Genomic DNA, 23,210 nt, shown 5'->3' with positions numbered 1-23,210 from the left:
TCCAAGATTTCAGTCATTTCGTATTTTGTGTTTTACGTGTTACGCATATGTACTTTACATAGCGAGCCCATTATACCACATTTCGATTTAGCAAGTGAAATGTGCCAGCCCTCTCAGCCCGCAAAAAAAGAGCAAAGCGGCTAACGCGCTTTACTCTTCTCCCTTCGGACTGAATGCATCGAGTACACTTTTCCCCGCAGACTTCATCTTGTACCATGTCCAATCGAATAATTGATTGATTTCTTCAATCTGACCGGTGACTTGTCCAGCAGAGGCCATATACTTTTCGCCGTTTACGACGGTTACATCCCCGTCTATTTTGCCTTTAATAATCAGCTTGCCGTTTTTAACAGTGACATCACCTTTGACCGTCTCACCTTCTGGCACGGTCACAGTATGGTTATGAACCACAAGATTCGGCTGCTTGGACACGCTGAAATTGTGGTCATTATGCCAGCTGTTAAAAAAACCCCCGCCCATCAAAATGATGAATACCGCAGCAGCTGCGATAACGGGATGGGATCTGAACCATCTTTTTACAGAAGCTCTTTTCTTCTCCTTAGGCAATTTTGCCATGACATTAGCGGTAAAATCCGCGGGGGCTTCGACATGCGATGTGCTCCGTACGAGCGCTATGGATTTCTCCATCTCGTAAAAATGCTTTCTGCATTTCTCGCATGTCTCCAGATGTTTATTTAATACGTGTTCATCTTTTGGAAGGATATCTCCATCAAGATGCATATGCATAAGCTGCACAATTTGTTCAGGACAGCTCATTTCATCACCCCACTTAAAGATCCCTTAATTGTTTTCTAAGAGCCTCTCTGCCTCTGTGAATCCGCGTTTTCACAGTCCCCACAGGAATATTTAGAATCTCCCCGATTTCAATTAATGAGAGTTCGTCAATATACTTTAATACGATGACTGTTCTGTATTTGTCAGGAAGCTTTAAAATTTTCTGCTGTATCGTGTTTGAGAGCTCCAGCGACACAACTGCATCTTCAGGCAAAACACCATCTGCGGCGATTTGAGAATACATGGTCAAGCCTTCCGTACCAGCCACCTCTGCATCGAGGTAATAATCCGGCTTCTTTTTGCGAATGCGGTCAATGGTCAAATTGGTCGCGATTCGATAAAGCCAAGTTGAAAATTTCCGGTTAATATCAAAACTGTCGATATTAACGTACGCTCTGATGAAAGCTTCCTGTGCAATATCCTCCGCCTCATGCACATTGCCAAGCATACGGTAGCAAAGCTGATAAATTTTATCTTTGTAAATATCTACGATGTCCGCAAATGCATTCTGGTCGCCTTTTTTGACTTGTTTAATTCTTTTTTTAATCATCATTTCCATATTTATCTAACCTCTGCCTTCACCGGTCTGTATGTATACGAGCTTCGTTTCAAAAGGTTTCAATTTTTTTATAAAATAAGTTTATCAAATTTTTGGCAGGGTGTAGATGGTAATTCGTGAATAAACTACCTTAACATATTTTTAAAATTATTATACAGACTGAACAGTTAGAAGTTGGAATGATTTTTCCGAAAAGAAAAAAGACACCTTTTGATCAAAGGTGTCTGTGACTGGGCTAGCTGGATTCGAACCAACGCATGACGGAGTCAAAGTCCGTTGCCTTACCGCTTGGCTATAGCCCAATAATGGTGGAGGGGGGCAGATTCGAACTGCCGAACCCTGAGGGAGCGGATTTACAGTCCGCCGCGTTTAGCCACTTCGCTACCCCTCCACATAAAATTTTGAAAAAACAGTGCCGGCAAGAGGACTTGAACCCCCAACCTACTGATTACAAGTCAGTTGCTCTACCAATTGAGCTACACCGGCAAGATGGTGGAGGATGACGGGCTCGAACCGCCGACCCTCTGCTTGTAAGGCAGATGCTCTCCCAGCTGAGCTAATCCTCCAAATGGTGACCCGTACGGGATTCGAACCCGTGTTACCGCCGTGAAAGGGCGGTGTCTTAACCGCTTGACCAACGGGCCGTTGTGTTCTCGTCGAGCTGACAAAAGTTATTATATACAGGTCACCCCCTGTTTGTAAAGAGAAAAATTAAATTTTTTATTTTCAAACTTTTTAACTCCTTTTTTAACTGAAAAAGCCTCCCAACTAAAGCCATTTATTTTATGATAGAGACAAGCAAAGCAAGAGAGGAGAAACCAATATGATACTAGTCAGTTCTTGCCTTGGAGGCATTGAATGCAGATATAACGGCTCTCACGCAGCGTCGGAGAAAATCAGAAAACTAGTCGATGAAAAGAAAGCAGTCATGGCTTGCCCTGAACTTCTCGGCGGCTTCTCTACCCCACGCGAACCCGCAGAAATCATAGGAGGCACTGGCGAGGATGTCCTCAATGGAACAGCGAAAATCGTGACAGCTTCAGGAGAAGACGTCACAGAACTATATATGGAAGGCGCCGCGAAAACATTGGCTTACGCAAAAGAAATCAACGCTTCTGCCGTCATATTAAAAGAAAACAGTCCATCTTGCGGAAGCGGTTTTATCTATAACGGCACATTCTCTGGCAAAAAAATCACCGGCAGCGGAGTAACCGCCGCACTGTTAAAACAAGCGGGCTACCGCGTCATTTCGGAAAACGAGCTTAACGACATATTGTAAGGAGGCCACCCCATGACTCAAGACATTTCTTTATCCTTCTATAAGCCTGAACACTTGCCCGAGCTCCAATCATTCACGCTCACCAACGATGACAAACGCTTTACCTCCCTCCCGAAAGAGGTGCTGTCTCAGGCTCTGGGCATACAGGACCGATACCCGGTTGTCATCTTAAAAGACGACCTTCCAGTCGGTTTTTTCATTTTACATGCATCAAAAGAAACGCTTGCTTCCTATTCTAACAATCCATTTGCTTTACTGCTCAGCTCCCTGTCTTTAAACGCTGTGCATCACGGAAAAGGCTATGCGAAAAAAGCCATGCTTTTGCTTCCCGCTTTTGTGAGCGGATATTTTCCATGGTGCGACGAAATCATCTTGGCCGTCAATCATCTGAACATACGCGCAAAACACCTTTATATGAAAAGCGGGTTCCTTGATAAAGGACGGCGAAGAATCGGGCCGCTTGGAGAACAGTTGATCCTTCATCATTTCTTATAGTCTTAAGTGAAATAAAATTTCAAAAATTTAAAAACATAGTTGAAATATCATAACAGAAATGAATATACTGAATATTGAGATATATCATTTTAAAACAGGGGGCATCCTCATGTCAGAACCATTAAACCTTCACCGTCTCACAACGGAATCACGCAATAGCCAAACAGTTGAAATCCACAAAGCAAACACTCTCGGCATCCTTAAAATGATCAACAACGAAGATATGAAAGTCGCTGCAGCCGTTCAGGAGGTTCTCCCCGACATCAAAACAGCTGTAGACTGCGCATATGAATCGTTTCAAAATGGAGGCCGGCTCATATATACAGGCGCCGGCACAAGCGGCAGACTCGGCGTCATGGATGCTGTTGAATGTCCTCCCACCTACAGCGTAAGCCCAGATCAGGTCATCGGAATCATGGCTGGAGGCCCCGAAGCCTTTTTACAGGCAGCAGAGGGCATTGAAGACAGTGAAGAAGCAGGAGCTGAAGATTTAAGAAACATACAGCTCACTTCAAATGACACCGTCATTGCCATCGCAGCAAGCGGCCGCACACCCTACGCCGCAGGCGCCCTAAGATACGCCCGCAAAGTCGGAGCACACACCATCGCCCTTACTTGCAATGAAAATTCCGCCATCAGCAAGGATGCGGATCACAGCATTGAGGTTGTCGTCGGACCTGAGGCCATTACAGGATCAACACGTATGAAAGCCGCAACCGCTCATAAAATGATTCTAAACATGATATCTACCGCTGTAATGGTCAAAATCGGCAAGGTTTACGAAAACTTGATGGTAGACGTCAACGTCAGCAACAAAAAACTAAAAGAACGCGCCATCAGCATCATCCAAAGCCTTACAAACGCTTCATACGACACAGCCAGATACACTCTGGAACAAGCCGATCATCACGTTAAAACAGCAATCGTCATGCTCAAAACAAGCACAGATCAGAAACAAGCAAAGACATTACTCGATGAAGCAAACGGTTTCATTGACAAAGCAATCGAACATTACCATCCATGATAAGGAGAGAACTAGAATGGCCACAGGCGGTTTAGCGATCATCCAATCAATGAAGCATAAGCTCCCTCCATCCGAGCGCAAACTTGCAGATTATATCCTAGCCCATCCCCACAAAGCAATCGAAAGCACGGTCAACGAAATCAGCGCCTTAGCCAATTCAAGTGACGCTGCCGTCATCAGGCTCTGCAAATCACTCGGTTTAAAAGGATTTCAAGATTTAAAAATGAGAGTAGCGGGCGATCTGGCAAAGCCTACTTTTCAGGGCTACCGGGATATTGTTCCCCACGAGCCGCTGCCCTCCATTTCCGAAAAAACGGCCGGCAATGCCATTCAAGCCATTCAGGATACTTCAGACCTGATGGACTACAAAGAGCTTGAGCGAGCGGTTTCTCTGCTTCTCAAAGCTCATACCGTGCATTTTATCGGCCTCGGGGCTTCCGGCATTGTCGCCAAGGACGCCCAGCAAAAGTGGCTTCGCATTCATAAACAAGCAACCGCGTTTACAGACACTCATCTTGTGGCATCTTTAATCGCAAATGCAGATAAAGACGACATCGTATTCGCCATTTCGTTTTCAGGAGAGACACAGGAAATCATTGAACTGTTTGCCATGGCTAAGGAAAAAGGCATCACAACGATCAGCCTCACACAATTCAGTCAGACATCCGTCTCCGCACTGGCTGATGTCCCTTTGTATACAGCCCATTCCAATGAAGCCTTGATTCGAAGTGCAGCCACTTCCTCCCGCCTCGCCCAGCTTTTTATAATTGATGTTTTGTTTTTAGGCATGGCGGCTGAGCAGTATGAAACGACAACCGGTTATATCGATAAAACGAGAGCAGCCATACAATCTATGAGAATAAAATAAGGCATCTTGAAGGGGAGGGGTTTTAATGAGCAAAGAAAATAACTACCATCATCTCGCACAGAAAATCCTTGAGCTATGCGGAGGAAAATCCAATATTTCTTCATATACGCATTGCATGACACGCCTGCGCATTACGCCTTACGATGAAAGCAAAGCGGATGCTCAGGCTTTAAGAAAGCTTGACGGCGTATTGGGGGTCGTTGAAGCTGAAACCTTACAAATTATCCTCGGCACAGGAGTCGTCAATCATGTTACAGCTGCTTTCTCAAAGCTCGTGTCAGCAGAAGAAGGTGCCGATGTCAAAGAAGCAGCCGCCAAAAAGAAAGCCGATATCAATCGGAAAAATGCCACTCCTTTTAAACTTTTCTTACGTAAAATTGCCAGCATTTTTATCCCTCTTATTCCCGCTCTAGTCGCTTCCGGTTTAATTACTGGGATTACCAAAGCAATTATTCAAGCAGGCTGGCTCTCTGCAGACTCACAAATTGCGATTATCCTGACAGTCATCGGATCAGGGCTGTTCACTTATCTCGGCATTCTCGTCGGTATTAACGCTTCGAAAGAATTTGGCGGGACACCCGCACTTGGGGCTTTGGCCGGGATCTTGATTATCAATCCGGAGATCGCAAAAATCAGTTTATTTGGAGAAGAGCTTCTCCCGGGCAGGGGAGGTCTGATCGGCGTCCTTTTCGCAGCCATATTCATTGCTTACACCGAACAATTTATTCGCCGTTTTATCCCTCAATCACTCGATATCATTGTCACACCCACCGTTTCACTGTTAATCACCGGAATCGTAACGTATGTCGTATTTATGCCTTTAGGCGGATTCATTTCTGATGCCATTACATCCGGCCTTCTGTCCATCCTGGACATCGGCGGCATCGCTGCAGGCTTTATTCTGGGCGCAACCTTCCTTCCTCTCGTCGTAACCGGACTGCATCAAGGCTTGACGCCTGTGCACATGGAACTGATCAATTCAATTGGCAATGATCCTCTGCTCCCTATTTTGGCTATGGGAGGTGCAGGACAGGTAGGCGCGGCCTTTGCCGTTTTCGTGAAGACGAAAAAAACAACACTGAGGAAAGCAATCGCCGGCGGGCTTCCATCGGGACTGCTCGGCATTGGTGAACCGCTTATTTTCGGAGTCACGCTGCCGCTTGGCCGTCCGTTTTTAACAGCATGTTTAGGAGCTGGAATCGGCGGCGCCTTTCAAGCTTATTTTCAAGTAGCCACCATTGCGATTGGTGTCTCCGGACTGCCGCTTTCTTTTCTAGTCCTGCCTTCGCAAATCATCCTGTATATCGTTGGGCTCTTTATTTCCTACGCGGCCGGTTTTTTATTGACCTATGCATTCGGATATAAAGATGAAATGGCTTCTCAGTTCGATTAAATTGTTTCTGTTTTAGGGATAGTAAACGGGATAGAAGCACAGAAAGGGGCTAGCCTGTGAAAACAAAGACACTGTTCATATTCAGTGCCATTTTAACCCTATCGATATTTGCGCCAAATGAAACCTTCGCACAAACAGCAGACAACTTGATTGAGCCGAAAATCATAAATGCAGAAACTGCACAATTCTCGACGAAGAAGCTAAGGAAGGTAGATCAGATGATAGAACGGGATATTGCAGCAGGATTTCCAGGCGCCGTTCTTGTGGTGGTGAAGGATGGACGCATCATAAAAAAAGCAGCATACGGCTACAGTAAAAAGTACGAAGGATCAGAACTGCTGCGCCGTCCGGCCAAAATGAAAACCCGCACGATGTTTGACTTAGCCTCAAATACAAAAATGTACGCAACAAATTTTGCATTGCAGCGCTTAGTCAGCCAAGGAAAACTTGACGTCTATGAAAAAGTTTCTGCATATTTGCCGGGTTTCAAGGATCAGCCGGGTGACCACATAAAAGGAAAAGACAAGATACGTGTCATCGATGTCCTCCAGCACCAATCAGGGCTCCCATCAAGTTTTTACTTTTACACGCCGGAAAAAGCCGGCAAGTACTATTCCCAGGAACGGGACAAAACGATTGAATATTTGACGAAAATTCCGCTCGATTATCAAACCGGGACAAAGCACGTATACAGTGACATTGGATATATGCTACTTGGGTGTATTGTCGAAAAACTCACTGGCAAACCGCTTGATGTCTACACGGAGCAAGAGCTCTACAAACCGCTCAGGCTGAAGCATACCTTGTACAATCCGCTGCAAAAGGGCTTTAAACCGAAACAGTTCGCAGCTACTGAACGAATGGGCAATACACGTGACGGCGTTATTCAATTCCCTAACATCCGCACAAACACGCTGCAAGGAGAGGTGCATGACGAAAAAGCGTTTTACTCAATGGGTGGCGTGTCTGGGCATGCCGGATTGTTCTCAAATGCAGATGATATGGCCATACTGCTGCAAGTCATGTTAAACAAAGGTTCATATCGAAACATTTCTTTATTTGATCAGAAAACAGCCGACCTGTTTACAGCACCTTCAGCAACAGATCTGACATTCGCTCTTGGCTGGAGGCGGAACGGAAGTAAAAGCATGGAATGGATGTTTGGCCCTCATGCCAGTGAAAATGCTTACGGGCATACCGGCTGGACGGGGACAGTTACAATTATTGATCCAGCATACAATTTAGGCATCGCATTGTTAACAAATAAAAAGCATACACCAGTTATTGATCCGGAAGAAAATCCAAACGTCTTTGAGGGTGATCAATTTGCAACAGGCAGTTATGGAAGTGTCATAACCGCGATTTATGAAGCGATGGAGTGAATGATTAGACGATAGGAGGAAGTTTCTATGAGACCTGTCTTTCCGCTTATCCTTTCAGCCGTTCTCTTTCTTTCATGCTTTTTCGGGGCCAGACAGACAGAAGCCTCTGCATCCAAACGTGCAATCGATGCCAATCAGATTGTCAATCGTATGTCGTTAGATGAAAAACTCGGCCAGATGCTGATGCCTGATTTTAGAAATTGGCAAAAGGAAGGCGAGTCCTCTCCGCAAGCCCTTACAGAAATGAATGATGAAGTCGCCAGCCTCGTCAAGAAATATCAATTCGGAGGCATCATCCTTTTTGCAGAAAATGTAAAAACAACAAAACAAACTGTCCAACTGACAGACGATTACCAAAAGGCAAGTCCAAAAATCCCGCTCATGCTGAGTATTGATCAGGAAGGCGGCATTGTAACGAGGTTAGGGGAGGGCACTAATTTCCCAGGGAATATGGCGCTGGGCGCAGCCAGAAGCAGAATCAATGCGTATCAGACCGGCAGCATCATCGGGAAAGAGCTCTCTGCCTTAGGCATCAATACAGATTTCAGCCCTGTCGTGGACATTAACAATAATCCTGATAATCCTGTAATCGGCGTACGGTCATTCAGCTCCAATCGAGAACTGACATCACGCCTCGGTCTATATACGATGAAAGGGTTGCAGCGGCAGGATATCGCGTCTGCCCTCAAACATTTCCCGGGACATGGAGACACGGACGTTGACAGCCATTATGGACTGCCGCTCGTTTCCCATGGCCAAGAACGGCTTCGTGAGGTCGAGCTTTATCCTTTTCAAAAAGCAATTGATGCTGGTGCTGATATGGTGATGACAGCCCATGTTCAATTCCCTGCCTTCGACGACACCACATACAAAAGCAAACTCGATGGATCGGACATTCTGGTTCCAGCTACACTTTCGCAAAAAGTGATGACAGGTCTTCTTCGTCAGGAAATGGGCTTTAATGGGGTCATCGTTACCGATGCGCTCAATATGAAGGCAATTGCAGATCATTTCGGACAGGAGGAGGCTGTGGTCATGGCCGTAAAAGCTGGTGTCGATATTGCATTAATGCCAGCCTCAGTCACTTCAATGAAAGAAGAACAGAAATTCGCACGTGTCATTCAAGCTTTGAAAGAAGCCGTGAAAAACGGGGATATTCCTGAACAACAAATCAACAAATCAGTTGAAAGAATCATTTCCCTGAAAATAAAACGCGGCATGTATCCAGCACGAAACAGCGACAGTACAAAAGAAAAAATAGCCAAAGCCAAAAAAATCGTAGGAAGCCAGCAGCACCTGAAAACAGAGAAAAAAATAGCTGAAAAAGCAGTAACTGTATTAAAAAATGAACAGCACACTTTGCCGTTCAAGCCTAAAAAAGGCAGCCGAATCTTAATTGTGGCACCTTACGAAGAACAAACTGCTTCAATCGAACAAACCATTCACGATCTCATCAAGCGAAAGAAAATCAAACCCGTATCTGTCGACAAAATGAATTTTGCCAACCAAGTATTTAATGCCGAGCATGCAAAACAAGTAAAAAAGGCTGATTATATCATAACCGGCTCCTATGTCGTCAAAAATGACCCTGTCGTCAACGACGGTGTCATCGACGACACAATATCAGATTCAAGCAAATGGGCCACCGTGTTTCCGAGAGCTGTCATGAAAGCCGCACTGCAGCACAACAAACCATTTGTCTTAATGAGCCTGCGCAACCCATATGATGCCGCCAATTTCGAAGAAGCAAAGGCACTGATTGCAGTCTATGGCTTTAAAGGATACGCAAATGGCCGTTATCTTCAACCTAATATTCCGGCCGGAGTGATGGCGATTTTCGGCCAGGCAAAACCTAAAGGCACACTTCCAGTTAACATCCCATCAGTCACGAACCCGGGGGACACCCTTTATCCATATGGCTACGGATTAAATATCAAAACGGGAAGACCGCTTTAATAAGGAGGGACACATGAGAAAAACAATATTCGCTTTTCTGACAGGGCTCATGATGTTCGGAACGATAACCGCTGCCTCTGCTTCACCCGATTCAAAGAATCAAACGGCTAAAAAACCTAAAGTCCAGACTGGGATAGACACGCTCTTGCCAGACTATAAAAAACAGCTCAAGGGAAAACGCATCGGACTGATCACCAATCCAACCGGAGTAAACGCATCTCTGAAAAGCAGTGTCGATATTCTTTACGAGAACCCAGATATCAAACTGACAGCTTTATTCGGCCCTGAACACGGCGTCCGCGGTGACGCCCAGGCTGGAGACGAAGTAGGCTCTTACATTGACGAAAAAACCGGGGTTCCCGTATACAGCCTCTACGGAAAAACGAAAAAACCGACTCCAGAAATGCTGAAAAATGTCGATATTCTAATGTTTGACATTCAGGATGTCGGGACCCGTTTCTACACGTACATTTATACAATGGCATACGCAATGGAAGCCGCTAAAGAAAACGGCATTCCATTTATGGTGCTAGACCGTCCGAATCCCCAAGGCGGGAATCATATTGAAGGGCCAATCTTAGAACCTGAATACGCCTCATTTGTCGGATTGTATCCCATTCCATTGAAGCATGGGATGACGATAGGCGAATTGGCTTTACTGTTCAACAAAGAATTTGATATTGATGCCGATCTTACAGTGGTAAAAATGAAACACTGGAAACGAAAAATGGATTTTGACGATACCCGATTGCCTTTCGTCCTCCCTTCGCCTAACATGCCGACGGTGGAAAGCACATTTGTTTATCCTGCAACCGGGCTGATTGAAGGAACAAATATATCCGAAGGGCGAGGGACAACAAAGCCATTCGAATTGATCGGAGCTCCCTTTATCAAAAGCACAGAACTTGAAGAAACATTAAACAGCCTCCATTTGCCGGGCGTAACATTTAGGGCAGCATCCTTCACACCGACGTTTTCTAAACATCAAGGAACGCTTTGCCACGGTGTGCAGCTCTATGTGACAGACAGAGATAAGTTTGAAGCCGTTAAAACGGGTCTTTCAGTCATTAAAACCATACACGATCTCTATCCTGAGGATTTTGAGTTCCTGTCAACAGGTTCATTCGATAAACTGGCAGGCAACGGCTGGATCAGGACAAAAATTGAAAATGGAACTTCGGTTGAGGGCATCATAAACAGCTATGAAAAAACACTCCAACAATTCAGCAAAACAAGAAAAAAATATCTCATTTATTAGAACGTAAGCATCGTATGTTACACGTGTAACATATTCTTACTGAACGAAAGACCCTTACTTTTACACATAAGTAAGGGTTTTTTTCATGCTAAAAACCCACCCGCTTTATATAGGAAAACTTTCATTTATTTGGTACAATTTTTATTGAAAATGATTATCAATTGAAAGCTTCTGAAAAGGTGGTCTACTCGTGCAAAATGCAGTGATTTATCAACCGATACAAATTGAATATCTAAAAAAGACAAGTGATCTCTTCTCAGAACAGCAATTAGCCGATTCATTCGTGCTGATTTTTCATTTAAAAGGAAACGGCTATATTTCGATCGGAACAAACACCAATCCTCTGCAAAAAAAGACACTTTATGTTTGTCCGCCTAACGAGACCTTTGGCTTTATGCCAGCAGCCGATGGACATATAGATGCCTGTCTGATCAGGCTTCAAAGCTATATCAAGGAAGCCGGCCAAGATATTTACACACCGTGCACAGAATCGGAATTAGCCAAACTGAAGCTTATGAATGTTTCACATATCGAAAATCTTGCAGTCCGGCTTCAAGAGCTTGCCGCACTATGGAATGAATCGTCTCAGCTTTCTCAGCTAAAATGTGTGATTGAAGTACAAAGCCTGATTTATGATCTTTTTACTGCCAGTTTATCTGATCAAACGGATACACATTCAGCAATCGAAAAAACAAAACACTATATCGAAACACATGCCGATACAAAAATCACGCTTGCCCAGCTGTCGCAAATGGCAGGAATCAGTGCCAAACACTACAGTGAAAGCTTTAAAAAATGGACAGGACAGAGCGTAACAGAATTTATTACGAAAACACGAATCACAAAGGCAAAACGGCTCATGGCAAAATCAAACTGCAAATTGAAAGAAATCGCACACCAAACCGGTTATCAAGATGAATTTTATTTCAGCAGAATCTTTAAAAAATATACAGGCTGTTCACCTACAAGCTATATGAAAAAACGCCGAAAGAAAATCGCCGCATACGGAAGGGGCACAATGGGCCATCTCATCCCTCTTCACCACATACCTTTTGCGGCCGCTCTGCATCCGAAATGGACGTCTTACTACTATCAGCATTATTCGACAGATATACCCGTCCAGCTCAGTGCATACCGGTTTAATGAAAAGTGGGAAGAAAACCTGTACACGTTATCGCAGGCAGAACCAGATGTGATTGTCAGCATGGATTCTATTTCTCCAGAAGAACAAAATCGCCTGAATCGCATCGCAGAAGTCATGTACCTTCCTTCAGAAGAAAGCTGGAGAACCCACTTTCTGCAAACTGCCTCATTTTTAAAGGAGGAGTCCGAAGCAGAAAAGTGGCTAGCGGATTATGACCAGCAGACAACAGCCGCCAAAAAAACACTTCAGCACGTTCAAGGGCTGCGTTTTCTCTTTTTGAGGCTGCATAAGCAAAACTTCTATCTGGCACATAACCGAAGTGTCCGCGAAGTTTTCTTTGGGGATTTAGGATTCAGCTCGGCAACAACGGCTGACACACCTTCAGAACAAGCGATTTCGTTAGAAAATATCGCAAATTACCAAGCTGACTGTATGATGCTTTTTCTTTTTAAAGAGCCGGAGACCATAGCTTACTACCAGCAATTACAGCAGACAGAAGCATGGCAAAACCTAAGCGCGGTACGAGATAACCGTGTTTATCTTCTATCCCTTGACCCGTGGAATGAATACTCAGCTTGCGGGCACGAACGCATCGTTCAGCAAACTGTTTCTTTACTATCCGGAGATTGTCCATGATAAATCAGGAATTTGTCCATGGTGTTATATCTGTTCATTCTCTATAATTCCAATTGATAATAGTTATCAATTGAACAGGAGGCTCTATAGATGAAAAAGATATCTCTTACCTTATTAATCTTGCTTCTCGCGCTGACGGCGGCAGCTTGCGGCAGCAAAAATGAATCAACTGCCAGCAAGGCAAGCGGCACAGCATCTGAGAAGAAGAAAATTGAATATCTTGATAAAACATATGAAGTAACTGTACCGACAGACAAAATCGCCATTACGGGAAGCGTTGAATCAATGGAAGACGCGAAATTGCTTGACGTTCATCCGCAAGGCGCAATTTCATTCTCCGGCAAATTCCCTGATATGTTCAAAGACATCACTGATAAAGCCGAACCAACCGGAGAAAAAATGGAGCCAAATATTGAAAAGATTCTTGAAATGAAGCCTGATGTTATCCTTGCTTCAACAAAGTTTCCGGAAAAAACGCTGCAAAAAATCAGCACAGCAGGCACGACGATCCCAGTTTCTCATATCTCTTCAAACTGGAAGGAAAACATGATGCTGCTTGCCCAGCTGACCGGAAAAGAGAAAAAAGCAAAGAAAATTATTGCAGACTATGAACAAGATCTAAAAGAAACAAAAACAAAAATCAACGATAAAGCGAAAGATTCAAAAGCGCTTGTCATTAGAATTAGACAAGGCAACATTTACATTTACCCTGAACAGGTGTATTTCAACTCCACACTATACGGTGATTTAGGCCTTAAGGCGCCTAACGAAGTAAAAGCTGCAAAAGCGCAAGAGCTGATTTCATTAGAAAAATTAAGTGAAATGAACCCGGACCATATTTTCGTCCAATTTTCTGATGATGAAAATGCAGATAAACCTGATGCCTTAAAAGATTTAGAGAAAAATCCAATCTGGAAAAGCCTTAAAGCAGTCAAAGAAGACCATGTGTATGTCAACTCAGTGGACCCTCTCGCACAAGGCGGCACAGCTTGGAGCAAAGTCCGTTTCCTGAAAGCGGCTGCTGAAAAATTGACACAAAACTAATTCAGAGTAGGTTTTTGTATGTATTCAAAACAGTGGACACGTATCATATTGATTACTTCTCCATTTGCTATAGCGCTGTCACTTTTACTTTCAATCCTTTATGGGGCAAAGCATCTTAGCACAGATATTGTTTTTACATCTCTTATTCATTTCGATCCGGGAAACACAGACCATCAAATTATATGGCATTCCCGGATTCCAAGGGCTGCCGGCGCTCTGCTCATAGGGGCAGCCCTTGCTGTTTCTGGAGCGCTTATGCAGGGCATTACGCGCAATTATTTAGCTTCGCCATCCATTATGGGTGTTTCAGATGGTTCAGCGTTTATCATTACGCTTTGCATGGTTCTGCTCCCGCAATCATCTTCGATTGAAATGATGATATACTCTTTTATCGGCTCAGCGTTAGGAGCTGTGTTAGTATTCGGCCTTGCCGCCATGATGCCAAACGGATTTACCCCCGTGCAGCTCGCCATCATCGGCACAGTCACAAGCATGCTGCTCAGCAGCTTATCAGCGGCCATGTCGATTTATTTTCAAATTTCTCAGGATCTCAGTTTCTGGTACAGTGCCAGACTTCATCAAATGAGTCCGGATTTCCTGAAGCTCGCCGCTCCGTTTTTCCTGATTGGCATTATAATGGCCATTTCTCTCAGCAAAAAGGTAACCGCTGTATCATTAGGGGACGACATTTCTAAAAGCCTGGGGCAAAAGAAAAAAACCATTAAAATCATGGCGATGCTTTCCGTCATCATTTTAACCGGCAGTGCCGTAGCGCTGGCCGGAAAAATTGCGTTTGTCGGATTGGTTGTTCCGCATATCACGAGATTTCTCGTCGGCTCTGATTACAGCAGGCTGATTCCGTGCTCCTGTATTTTGGGCGGAATCTTTTTAACCCTGTGTGATCTCGCAAGCAGATTTATCAACTATCCGTTTGAAACACCGATTGAGGTCGTAACATCCATTATCGGCGTACCTTTCTTCCTTTATTTAATTAAACGAAAAGGAGGGGAGCAAAATGGCTAAAAAATATGCATTGTTCATCGCTTTGATTCTTGTTGTCAGTTATTTCAGCTTAACGAGCGGATCATTTTCTGTTCGTCCTGCTGAGCTGCTCTCCACTCTTTTTCAAATCTACCCGAATCCGCAGTATGAAATTTTGCTGTTCGATTTAAGGCTGCCGCGGGTTGTCATGGCTGCTATTATTGGACTCGGTCTTGGCATTGCAGGCGCTGTTATCCAGGCCATCACGAGAAACGGGCTTGCTGATCCTGGAATTCTCGGAATCAACGCAGGGGCAGGAGCCGGCATTGTAGCGTTTATGCTCTTATTCCAAGGCCAGAAGGAAGTGACATCCATAGCTGCAGCGATGGGAATGCCGCTCTTTGGATTGATAGGCGGGCTCATCGCGGCGATCCTGATTTACATATTTGCATGGCACAGAGGCAATTTAGATTCAGGAAGAATTATTCTGGTAGGGATTGCGATCAATTCAGGATTCAGCGCCCTGTCTTTGTTTTTATCTTTAAAAATGGACCCGCAAGACTATCAAATGGCCATGGTGTGGAAAAACGGAAGCATCTGGTCTGCCAACTGGACGTATATCACAGCCGTTCTCCCATGGATGCTGCTGTTTATACCGATTCTTATCGGCAAATCCCGCCTGCTCGACACCATTCGTTTTGATGAAGACACAGTCAGAAGCCTCGGCATTTCATCAAATAAAGAAAAAACCATCCTGCTCGTAGCCTGTGTAGCAATCATCAGCGCCTGTGTCTCCGTAGCGGGAAGCATGGCGTTTGTCGGCTTAATTGCTCCCCATATCTCACGGAGACTGGCTGGCGTCGAACATCGCTATATCCTGCCACTGAGCGGTTTAATCGGGATGCTTCTTGTGATAAGCGCAGACTTTTCCGGAAAACTGTTTTTTCAGCCCGCAGAAGTGCCCGCAGGCATCATTTTGGCGATCCTCGGAGTTCCTTATTTCTTATATCTGCTTTTCAAGCAAAAAAAGGGGGAGAATGCTTGAAAGGATCTCTTTCAGAACACAAAGCCGGCAACAGGAGGTTCACGCTGTACCTCCCTCCTTCCTACAGCACAGACAGCGGGGGATTTCCTGCTGTTTACGTGCAGGATGGCAGTTCTTTGTTCCAAAACCAAATCGAATTATTAGAAAGCGCATATCAACAGCAAAGGCTCCCTGAACTCGTGCTGATCGGTATCGAACCCGAAAACCGGCTAAATGAATACACACCTTGGCCGGCTGCATCACTCAGTGATCGGTTCACGGACTTCGGCGGAATGGGATATCACTATCTGTCTGATATAACGAACCAGTTCATTCCGCTAATCGAAGAAAACTGGAACGTCATCAGGGAACCGCAGTCAAGAGGAATGATCGGTGCCTCATTAGGCGGCCTCATCTCAATGTTCGCCTTATTAAAATATCCGTCAATGTTCGGGAAAATAGGCTCTATATCAGGTTCATACTGGTACGAGAACGCAGCGGAAACCATTCATATATCTTCTTTAAAGCCCGGCACTACACGTGTTTTCATGTCTGTCGGGAGTGAAGAAGGCCGTGAAAAACAATCCATTCAGCGACATATGCTGAAAAAAACAAAGCAAGTTCATCAAAGTCTAAAAGAAAAAGGCTTCACTGAAGACCGGTTGTATCTTTCAATTGAAAAAGGAGCGGTGCACCACCGCAAGTATTTCTGCAAACAGTTCATCAACGCGCTCGAATGGCTATACGGAAAAAACCGCTCAACCCTATGAGCGGTTTTTTTATGCTTTCTGCAACATGGGTTTTAATTCAAAACGATTCAGCATATAGCCAAACAAAGCAGCCAATATCTGCTGAAACAGCATGCCAATCACAACAGGAACGGCAACCTGAGACGGGAAGAACGTAACGGCAAGAACTGCGCCGGCACTAATATTCCTCATGCCTCCCGTAAATATAAGAGAGACTATTTCCTCTTGCCGCCTTTTCATCATTTTTCCGATCAGCCAAGCAGCGGCATAGCCTGTTAACGCGATAAAGAATACCGTTACAGCTATTCCTGCAAATCTCAAATCAATGGATTTGAAATAAGGAGCAATCGCTGAACTGTTAATCGCAATCACTGCCATCAAGCAAAGCTTTGAAAAAGGCGACAGCGCACTGCTCACAGACGCAGTTCTTTCTGGAGATGACATCTGATTAAACAGCATGCCCAAAAAAGAAGGAATCACGACCATTACAATCAGACCTTTCATCATTCCCCACACATCCATGTGAACCTGAGCGCCGGCCAGCAATGAAAGACTCAGCGGTACGATTAGCGGTGACAGCACAGTATCAACTAAAATAATTGAAAGTGTCAAACCGACATTCCCTTTGTACATCGCTGCCCAAATCAAGCTTGTAATCCCCGTAGGAATCACAACAGCCAATGTTAAACCGGTAATCGTCAAAGGATCACCTTTAAATATAAGATGGCCGCTGCCCCAAGCAAAAAGCGGCATGAAAATATGAAGAACGAATAGTGCAAGAATCATAGGGAGAGGGTGAGACAATGCATGTCTCAAAGATTGAAAGTTAGCGCTTAAACTGCCTGCAAACGTAATAAAAGCAAAGATCCAAGGTACAGCCCATTCATACCCATTTAAAAACTGAGACAGCAGCACGCCCAACACCACACTAGTCGGCGTTAACAGCGGCATCACTCTCCCCAATACACGGTTCAGCTTCTGAAGCATCATATGCAAGTCCCCTATTTAAAATTTCTCTTCTCTCTATTATATCAATGCTGCTTAAGTGTATGTTATATAAAAAAGCCCAGATCTCATTCATCTGGGCTTCTCTATTTTATGCCATCTGTTTCATTAGAGATTTACTCGCTTTATTCAAACCTTTTAACTCAGCTTCAATGCCTTGTTCCTTAAACTTCGCAACAATCTTATCAAGTGCGGCCGCTCCAGAATCGTCCCATACGTGAGCTTCAGTTAAGTCAATCACAACCCGCTCAATATCCTCTTGATATATAAACGCATTCGTAAGATCAGTCACTGACGCAAAAAAGATTTGCCCCTTTACTTGATACGTTCTAAGCTTTTGTTCCTCTGCATGAGAAACGATTTTCAGCTTCGAGATTTTTGCCACAAAGAACACGGCACTTAAAAGAACACCGACAAATACACCCTTAGATAAGTCATCCGTCACAACAACCGTAACCACAGTCACAACCATGACAATCGAGTCCGTGAGCGGCGCTTTTTTGAGACCTTTTAAAGAAGACCAATCAAAAGTGCCGACAGACACCATAACCATTACAGCTACTAACGCCGCCATTGGGATTTTCACCACGACATGACTTAACACCGCAATTAAAAACATCAGAAAAGCACCGGCAACAAATGCTGACAAACGTCCGCGACCGCCCGCTTTTGTATTAATGACAGATTGTCCGATCATAGCGCAGCCTGCCATTCCGCCAAAGAGTCCAGTCACGATATTCGCAATTCCCTGTCCGCGGCTCTCTTTATTTTTATCACTGTCCGTATCCGTCATTTCATCAATAATCTGTGCTGTCAGCAAAGATTCAAGCAACCCGACAAACGCTAAAGCAATTGAATAAGGAAAAATAATTTGCAGTGTTTCAAAGGTAAACGGAACATCAGGGATTAAGAAATGAGGCAATGAACTAGAAATATTGCCCATATCACCAACCGTCCGCACATCCACATGGAAAGTGACCGCAATAATTGTCATCACAATAATTGCCACAAGCGGAGACGGAACAGCAGTCGTAAACCTTGGCAGCACATAAATAATAACCAACGACCCGGCAAGCATCGCATACATGCTCCAAGAAGCACCTTCAAACTGGGGAAGCTGTGCAGAGAAGATAAGGATCGCCAGCGCATTCACAAACCCGATCATCACAGAACGCGGGATGAATTTCATTAATCTTGCAATTTTACTGATACCTAAAATCACCTGAATAATACCTGTCAAAATCGTAGCCGCAAATAAATACTGAAGCCCATGATCAGCAACCAGCGACACCATAACGACTGCCATTGAGCCTGTCGCAGCTGAAATCATGCCAGGTCTGCCGCCAAAAATAGAAATAATAATGGCTATACAAAATGACGCATAAAGACCGACCATCGGATCCACACCGGCTATAATAGAAAAGCCAATCGCTTCAGGAATTAATGCTAACGCAACTAAAATGCCAGCAAGAATGTCTTTTCGGATATTGCCGAACCATTGCTGTTTTAATGTAAAACTATTATTCAAATATAACGACTCCTTTTTAGTAAAAAATAAATCCGCACCATATCTATTGTATTGGGAGCTTTTTTTATTTTACGGGAGAAAATGAAAAGAAAAACGACCGGAGAAAACGGGGAAACGTTGAGTATATTGTATTGAGGCAAGGAGTTGTCATACAAAGAGTATCATAATAAATTTTTATCAATTACGCAAGATGAATGCTGAAGAAAAAAATGGCTCAAATATAGTCTGAGACATTTTATCATATCCGGATGAAACCAAGAATCGTTTTAATGACAGTAATATCTTTTCTCTCATTTGGCAACCCGAGCCGGTTTCCGAAAAAATAACCTATCATCATTATCTCAGGCTGATAAATATGAGCGGCCTCATTTAACTCTGTATTTTGGCAATCAATAAAACAGCTTTTGCAGGGATTATTCTTAGTTTTTTCTTAGGACTTATTTATGGCCGGCTTGTTCGCCATTATCTTAATTGTCACCAATCAATTTTATCATGGAAAAACAGAACAAACGACAGGCATGCTGCTCGCTGCCAATTGCAGACGGATGGAGTCTGGATGAGTCTCCCGTTACAAACTGCATTTTGATTATTTATGACTCTCATGTTGATCATGCTGGTGATTGTATTGGATTCAAAAGTATTAGAAAACTTAAAAAGCAGAAGCTTGATAAAATGGATACTGATGAAAGCAAATCGGCACAGATATAAAATAAAAAACCCAGCTCAATGAGCTGGGTTTAAGCTTGCTTGGCGGCGTCCTACTCTCACAGGGGGAAACCCCCGACTACCATCGGCGCTGAAGAGCTTAACTTCCGTGTTCGGTATGGGAACGGGTGTGACCTCTTCGCTATCGCCACCAAACAAATTGAGAGTGTTCTCTCAAAACTAGATAACAGATGTAACATCATTCAAAAATATGGTTAAGTCCTCGATCGATTAGTATCTGTCAGCTCCATGTGTCGCCACACTTCCACCTCAGACCTATCAACCTGATCATCTTTCAGGGATCTTACTTCCTTGCGGAATGGGAAATCTCATCTTGAGGGGGGCTTCATGCTTAGATGCTTTCAGCACTTATCCCGTCCGCACATAGCTACCCAGCGATGCCCTTGGCAGAACAACTGGTACACCAGCGGTGCGTCCATCCCGGTCCTCTCGTACTAAGGACAGCTCCTCTCAAATTTCCTGCGCCCGCGACGGATAGGGACCGAACTGTCTCACGACGTTCTGAACCCAGCTCGCGTACCGCTTTAATGGGCGAACAGCCCAACCCTTGGGACCGACTACAGCCCCAGGATGCGATGAGCCGACATCGAGGTGCCAAACCTCCCCGTCGATGTGGACTCTTGGGGGAGATAAGCCTGTTATCCCCGGGGTAGCTTTTATCCGTTGAGCGATGGCCCTTCCATGCGGAACCACCGGATCACTAAGCCCGACTTTCGTCCCTGCTCGACTTGTAGGTCTCGCAGTCAAGCTCCCTTGTGCCTTTACACTCTGCGAATGATTTCCAACCATTCTGAGGGAACCTTTGGGCGCCTCCGTTACCTTTTAGGAGGCGACCGCCCCAGTCAAACTGCCCACCTGACACTGTCTCCCCGCCCGATAAGGGCGGCGGGTTAGAAGGTCAATACAGCCAGGGTAGTATCCCACCGATGCCTCCACCGAAGCTGGCGCTCCGGTTTCCAAGGCTCCTACCTATCCTGTACAAGCTGTACCAACATTCAATATCAGGCTGCAGTAAAGCTCCACGGGGTCTTTCCGTCCTGTCGCGGGTAACCTGCATCTTCACAGGTACTATAATTTCACCGAGTCTCTCGTTGAGACAGTGCCCAGATCGTTGCGCCTTTCGTGCGGGTCGGAACTTACCCGACAAGGAATTTCGCTACCTTAGGACCGTTATAGTTACGGCCGCCGTTTACTGGGGCTTCAATTCGCACCTTCGCTTACGCTAAGCGCTCCTCTTAACCTTCCAGCACCGGGCAGGCGTCAGCCCCTATACTTCGCCTTACGGCTTCGCAGAGACCTGTGTTTTTGCTAAACAGTCGCCTGGGCCTATTCACTGCGGCTCTCTCGGGCTTGCACCCTAACAGAGCACCCCTTCTCCCGAAGTTACGGGGTCATTTTGCCGAGTTCCTTAACGAGAGTTCTCTCGATCACCTTAGGATTCTCTCCTCGCCTACCTGTGTCGGTTTGCGGTACGGGCACCTCTCACCTCGCTAGAGGCTTTTCTTGGCAGTGTGGAATCAGGAACTTCGCTACTATATTTCGCTCGCCATCACAGCTCAGCCTTATGGGAAACGGATTTGCCTATTTCCCAGCCTAACTGCTTGGACGCGGATATCCAATACCGCGCTTACCCTATCCTCCTGCGTCCCCCCATTGCTCAAATGGTGAGGAGGTGGTACAGGAATATCAACCTGTTGTCCATCGCCTACGCCTTTCGGCCTCGGCTTAGGTCCCGACTAACCCTGAGCGGACGAGCCTTCCTCAGGAAACCTTAGGCATTCGGTGGAGGGGATTCTCACCCCTCTTTCGCTACTCATACCGGCATTCTCACTTCTAAGCGCTCCACCAGTCCTTCCGGTCTGGCTTCACAGCCCTTAGAACGCTCTCCTACCACTGTTCGAAGAACAGTCCGCAGCTTCGGTGATACGTTTAGCCCCGGTACATTTTCGGCGCAGAGTCACTCGACCAGTGAGCTATTACGCACTCTTTAAATGGTGGCTGCTTCTAAGCCAACATCCTGGTTGTCTAAGCAACTCCACATCCTTTTCCACTTAACGTATACTTTGGGACCTTAGCTGGCGGTCTGGGCTGTTTCCCTTTCGACTACGGATCTTATCACTCGCAGTCTGACTCCCAAGGATAAGTCATTGGCATTCGGAGTTTGACTGAATTCGGTAACCCGGTAGGGGCCCCTAGTCCAATCAGTGCTCTACCTCCAAGACTCTTACCTTGAGGCTAGCCCTAAAGCTATTTCGGAGAGAACCAGCTATCTCCAGGTTCGATTGGCATTTCACCCCTACCCACACCTCATCCCCGCACTTTTCAACGTGCGTGGGTTCGGGCCTCCATTCAGTGTTACCTGAACTTCACCCTGGACATGGGTAGATCACCTGGTTTCGGGTCTACGACCACGTACTCATGCGCCCTATTCAGACTCGCTTTCGCTGCGGCTCCGCATCTTCTGCTTAACCTTGCACGGGATCGTAACTCGCCGGTTCATTCTACAAAAGGCACGCCATCACCCGTTAACGGGCTCTGACTACTTGTAGGCACACGGTTTCAGGATCTCTTTCACTCCCCTTCCGGGGTGCTTTTCACCTTTCCCTCACGGTACTGGTTCACTATCGGTCACTAGGGAGTATTTAGCCTTGGGAGATGGTCCTCCCGGATTCCGACGGAATTTCACGTGTTCCGCCGTACTCAGGATCCACTCAGGAGAGAACGAAGTTTTGACTACAGGGCTGTTACCTCCTATGGCGGGCCTTTCCAGACCTCTTCATCTACCTCGTTCCTTTGTAACTCCGTACAGAGTGTCCTACAACCCCAAGAGGCAAGCCTCTTGGTTTGGGCTAATCCCGTTTCGCTCGCCGCTACTCAGGGAATCGCATTTGCTTTCTCTTCCTCCGGGTACTTAGATGTTTCAGTTCCCCGGGTCTGCCTTCTCATATCCTATGAATTCAGATATGGATACCACTCCATTACGAGTGGTGGGTTTCCCCATTCGGAAATCTCCGGATCAAAGCTTGCTTACAGCTCCCCGAAGCATATCGGTGTTCGTCCCGTCCTTCATCGGCTCCTAGTGCCAAGGCATCCACCGTGCGCCCTTTCTAACTTAACCGTTAAAAAGAATCACTATGTGATATCTTGTATTACTTGAATGTGATGTCTACTGTTATCTAGTTTTCAAAGAACACGTTTCGAAGGAATGATCCTTCAAAACTAAACAAGACAGGGAACGTTCTGTTTATAAGACCCAAGGTCTTATATTCCGTATAATATCCTTAGAAAGGAGGTGATCCAGCCGCACCTTCCGATACGGCTACCTTGTTACGACTTCACCCCAATCATCTGTCCCACCTTCGGC

The 23,210-nt window shown here is 45.3% G+C and carries 17 protein-coding genes, 5 tRNA genes, 3 rRNA genes and 1 pseudogene (1 of these 26 running past the window's edge); 14 read left to right on the top strand and 12 right to left on the bottom strand.

Annotated elements, in window-relative coordinates; genetic code table 11:
• Window positions 1-150 precede the first annotated feature (150 nt).
• The 7 genes from rsiW to bslm_RS01085 form a co-directional block, all read right to left on the bottom strand.
• The gene (gene rsiW, locus bslm_RS01115; RefSeq protein ID WP_038428286.1) at window positions 151-777 is read right to left on the bottom strand and encodes an anti-sigma-W factor RsiW; all 627 of its coding nucleotides are present in this window, start codon (window positions 775-777) and stop codon (window positions 151-153) included.
• A gap of 13 nt (window positions 778-790) precedes the next feature.
• Window positions 791-1,354 (bottom strand): RNA polymerase sigma factor SigW, encoded by a 564-nt coding sequence (gene sigW, locus bslm_RS01110; RefSeq protein ID WP_014478649.1) that lies wholly within the window; start codon window positions 1,352-1,354, stop codon window positions 791-793.
• 230 nt (window positions 1,355-1,584) lie between these two features.
• Window positions 1,585-1,656: transfer RNA gene (locus tag bslm_RS01105), tRNA-Gln, on the bottom strand.
• Between the two features lie 4 nt (window positions 1,657-1,660).
• A tRNA-Tyr gene (locus tag bslm_RS01100) sits at window positions 1,661-1,745 on the bottom strand.
• Between the two features lie 22 nt (window positions 1,746-1,767).
• A tRNA-Thr gene (locus bslm_RS01095) sits at window positions 1,768-1,840 on the bottom strand.
• A gap of 4 nt (window positions 1,841-1,844) precedes the next feature.
• A tRNA-Val gene (locus bslm_RS01090) sits at window positions 1,845-1,920 on the bottom strand.
• Between the two features lie 3 nt (window positions 1,921-1,923).
• Window positions 1,924-1,998 (bottom strand) — tRNA-Glu (locus bslm_RS01085).
• A 179-nt stretch (window positions 1,999-2,177) separates the two neighbouring features.
• On the opposite strand from bslm_RS01085, the gene bslm_RS01080 reads away from it, so the two are divergent.
• The 13 genes from bslm_RS01080 (at window position 2,178) to bslm_RS01020 (ending at window position 16,608) form a co-directional block, all read left to right on the top strand.
• Complete coding sequence (locus bslm_RS01080) at window positions 2,178-2,633, top strand: 2-thiouracil desulfurase family protein (protein WP_003234960.1); 456 nt, start codon at window positions 2,178-2,180, stop codon at window positions 2,631-2,633.
• 12 nt (window positions 2,634-2,645) lie between these two features.
• Window positions 2,646-3,128 carry a GNAT family N-acetyltransferase gene (locus tag bslm_RS01075; protein WP_014475628.1) on the top strand — a complete coding sequence of 161 codons (483 nt, stop codon included), beginning with the start codon at window positions 2,646-2,648 and terminating at the stop codon, window positions 3,126-3,128.
• Between the two features lie 109 nt (window positions 3,129-3,237).
• The gene (gene murQ, locus bslm_RS01070) at window positions 3,238-4,152 is read left to right on the top strand and encodes an N-acetylmuramic acid 6-phosphate etherase (protein WP_017694928.1); all 915 of its coding nucleotides are present in this window, start codon (window positions 3,238-3,240) and stop codon (window positions 4,150-4,152) included.
• A 16-nt stretch (window positions 4,153-4,168) separates the two neighbouring features.
• Window positions 4,169-5,020 (top strand): MurR/RpiR family transcriptional regulator, encoded by an 852-nt coding sequence (locus bslm_RS01065; protein ID WP_015252968.1) that lies wholly within the window; start codon window positions 4,169-4,171, stop codon window positions 5,018-5,020.
• 25 nt (window positions 5,021-5,045) lie between these two features.
• Window positions 5,046-6,413 (top strand): PTS transporter subunit EIIC, encoded by a 1,368-nt coding sequence (locus bslm_RS01060; RefSeq protein WP_003234968.1) that lies wholly within the window; start codon window positions 5,046-5,048, stop codon window positions 6,411-6,413.
• Between the two features lie 56 nt (window positions 6,414-6,469).
• Window positions 6,470-7,795: an N-acetylmuramoyl-L-alanine amidase gene (gene amiE / locus bslm_RS01055; protein ID WP_038428285.1), complete on the top strand. Its 1,326-nt coding sequence runs from the start codon at window positions 6,470-6,472 to the stop codon at window positions 7,793-7,795.
• Window positions 7,796-7,822: 27 nt separating this feature from the next.
• Window positions 7,823-9,751 (top strand): beta-N-acetylhexosaminidase, encoded by a 1,929-nt coding sequence (gene nagZ, locus bslm_RS01050; protein WP_038428284.1) that lies wholly within the window; start codon window positions 7,823-7,825, stop codon window positions 9,749-9,751.
• Window positions 9,752-9,764: 13 nt separating this feature from the next.
• The gene (locus bslm_RS01045; protein ID WP_015252972.1) at window positions 9,765-11,009 is read left to right on the top strand and encodes an exo-beta-N-acetylmuramidase NamZ family protein; all 1,245 of its coding nucleotides are present in this window, start codon (window positions 9,765-9,767) and stop codon (window positions 11,007-11,009) included.
• A 190-nt stretch (window positions 11,010-11,199) separates the two neighbouring features.
• Window positions 11,200-12,789, top strand: coding sequence for a bacillibactin transport transcriptional regulator Btr (gene btr, locus bslm_RS01040; RefSeq protein ID WP_038428283.1), 1,590 nt, complete (start codon window positions 11,200-11,202; stop codon window positions 12,787-12,789).
• A gap of 90 nt (window positions 12,790-12,879) precedes the next feature.
• Entirely contained in the window at window positions 12,880-13,833 is a 954-nt protein-coding gene (gene feuA, locus bslm_RS01035) for an iron ABC transporter substrate-binding protein FeuA (RefSeq protein WP_014475620.1), read from the top strand.
• Window positions 13,834-13,851: 18 nt separating this feature from the next.
• Window positions 13,852-14,856 carry a FecCD family ABC transporter permease gene (locus bslm_RS01030; protein ID WP_003234979.1) on the top strand — a complete coding sequence of 335 codons (1,005 nt, stop codon included), beginning with the start codon at window positions 13,852-13,854 and terminating at the stop codon, window positions 14,854-14,856.
• On the top strand, window positions 14,849-15,859 hold the full coding sequence (gene feuC, locus bslm_RS01025; protein ID WP_038428282.1) for an iron ABC transporter permease FeuC: 1,011 nt from the start codon (window positions 14,849-14,851) through the stop codon (window positions 15,857-15,859). The genes bslm_RS01030 and feuC overlap by 8 nt, the downstream gene beginning before the upstream one ends.
• The gene (locus tag bslm_RS01020) at window positions 15,856-16,608 is read left to right on the top strand and encodes an alpha/beta hydrolase (RefSeq protein ID WP_038427276.1); all 753 of its coding nucleotides are present in this window, start codon (window positions 15,856-15,858) and stop codon (window positions 16,606-16,608) included. Before feuC ends, bslm_RS01020 begins: the two co-directional genes overlap by 4 nt.
• Window positions 16,609-16,617: 9 nt before the next feature.
• Here the strand turns inward: bslm_RS01020 and bslm_RS01015 are convergent, their stop codons facing one another.
• Both bslm_RS01015 and bslm_RS01010 read right to left on the bottom strand, forming a co-directional pair.
• Window positions 16,618-17,538 (bottom strand): bile acid:sodium symporter family protein, encoded by a 921-nt coding sequence (locus bslm_RS01015; RefSeq protein ID WP_072557088.1) that lies wholly within the window; start codon window positions 17,536-17,538, stop codon window positions 16,618-16,620.
• A 145-nt stretch (window positions 17,539-17,683) separates the two neighbouring features.
• A complete protein-coding gene (locus bslm_RS01010) occupies window positions 17,684-19,120 on the bottom strand; it encodes a SulP family inorganic anion transporter (protein ID WP_038428280.1) in 1,437 nt (478 codons plus the stop codon).
• 307 nt (window positions 19,121-19,427) lie between these two features.
• Between bslm_RS01010 and bslm_RS21800 the strand changes: the two are divergent.
• Window positions 19,428-19,850: pseudogene (locus tag bslm_RS21800) on the top strand (hypothetical protein); the annotation flags it as partial.
• A gap of 15 nt (window positions 19,851-19,865) precedes the next feature.
• On the opposite strand, the gene rrf reads toward bslm_RS21800, so the two are convergent.
• From rrf to bslm_RS00995, 3 genes are all read right to left on the bottom strand, one after another.
• Window positions 19,866-19,981 (bottom strand): 5S ribosomal RNA (gene rrf / locus bslm_RS01005).
• A 55-nt stretch (window positions 19,982-20,036) separates the two neighbouring features.
• Window positions 20,037-22,964, bottom strand: a 23S ribosomal RNA gene (locus tag bslm_RS01000).
• 167 nt (window positions 22,965-23,131) lie between these two features.
• Window positions 23,132-23,210, bottom strand: a 16S ribosomal RNA gene (locus tag bslm_RS00995) (it continues 1,471 nt past the right edge of the window).
• The 16S, 23S and 5S rRNA genes sit together here, the layout of an rRNA operon.

Origin of the sequence: Bacillus sp. LM 4-2, assembly GCF_000978495.1 — a bacterium.
Lineage (GTDB): Bacteria > Bacillota > Bacilli > Bacillales > Bacillaceae > Bacillus > Bacillus subtilis.
The sequence above is the reverse complement of the archived record's forward strand: the minus strand, read 5'-3'. Positions and strand labels throughout refer to the sequence as shown.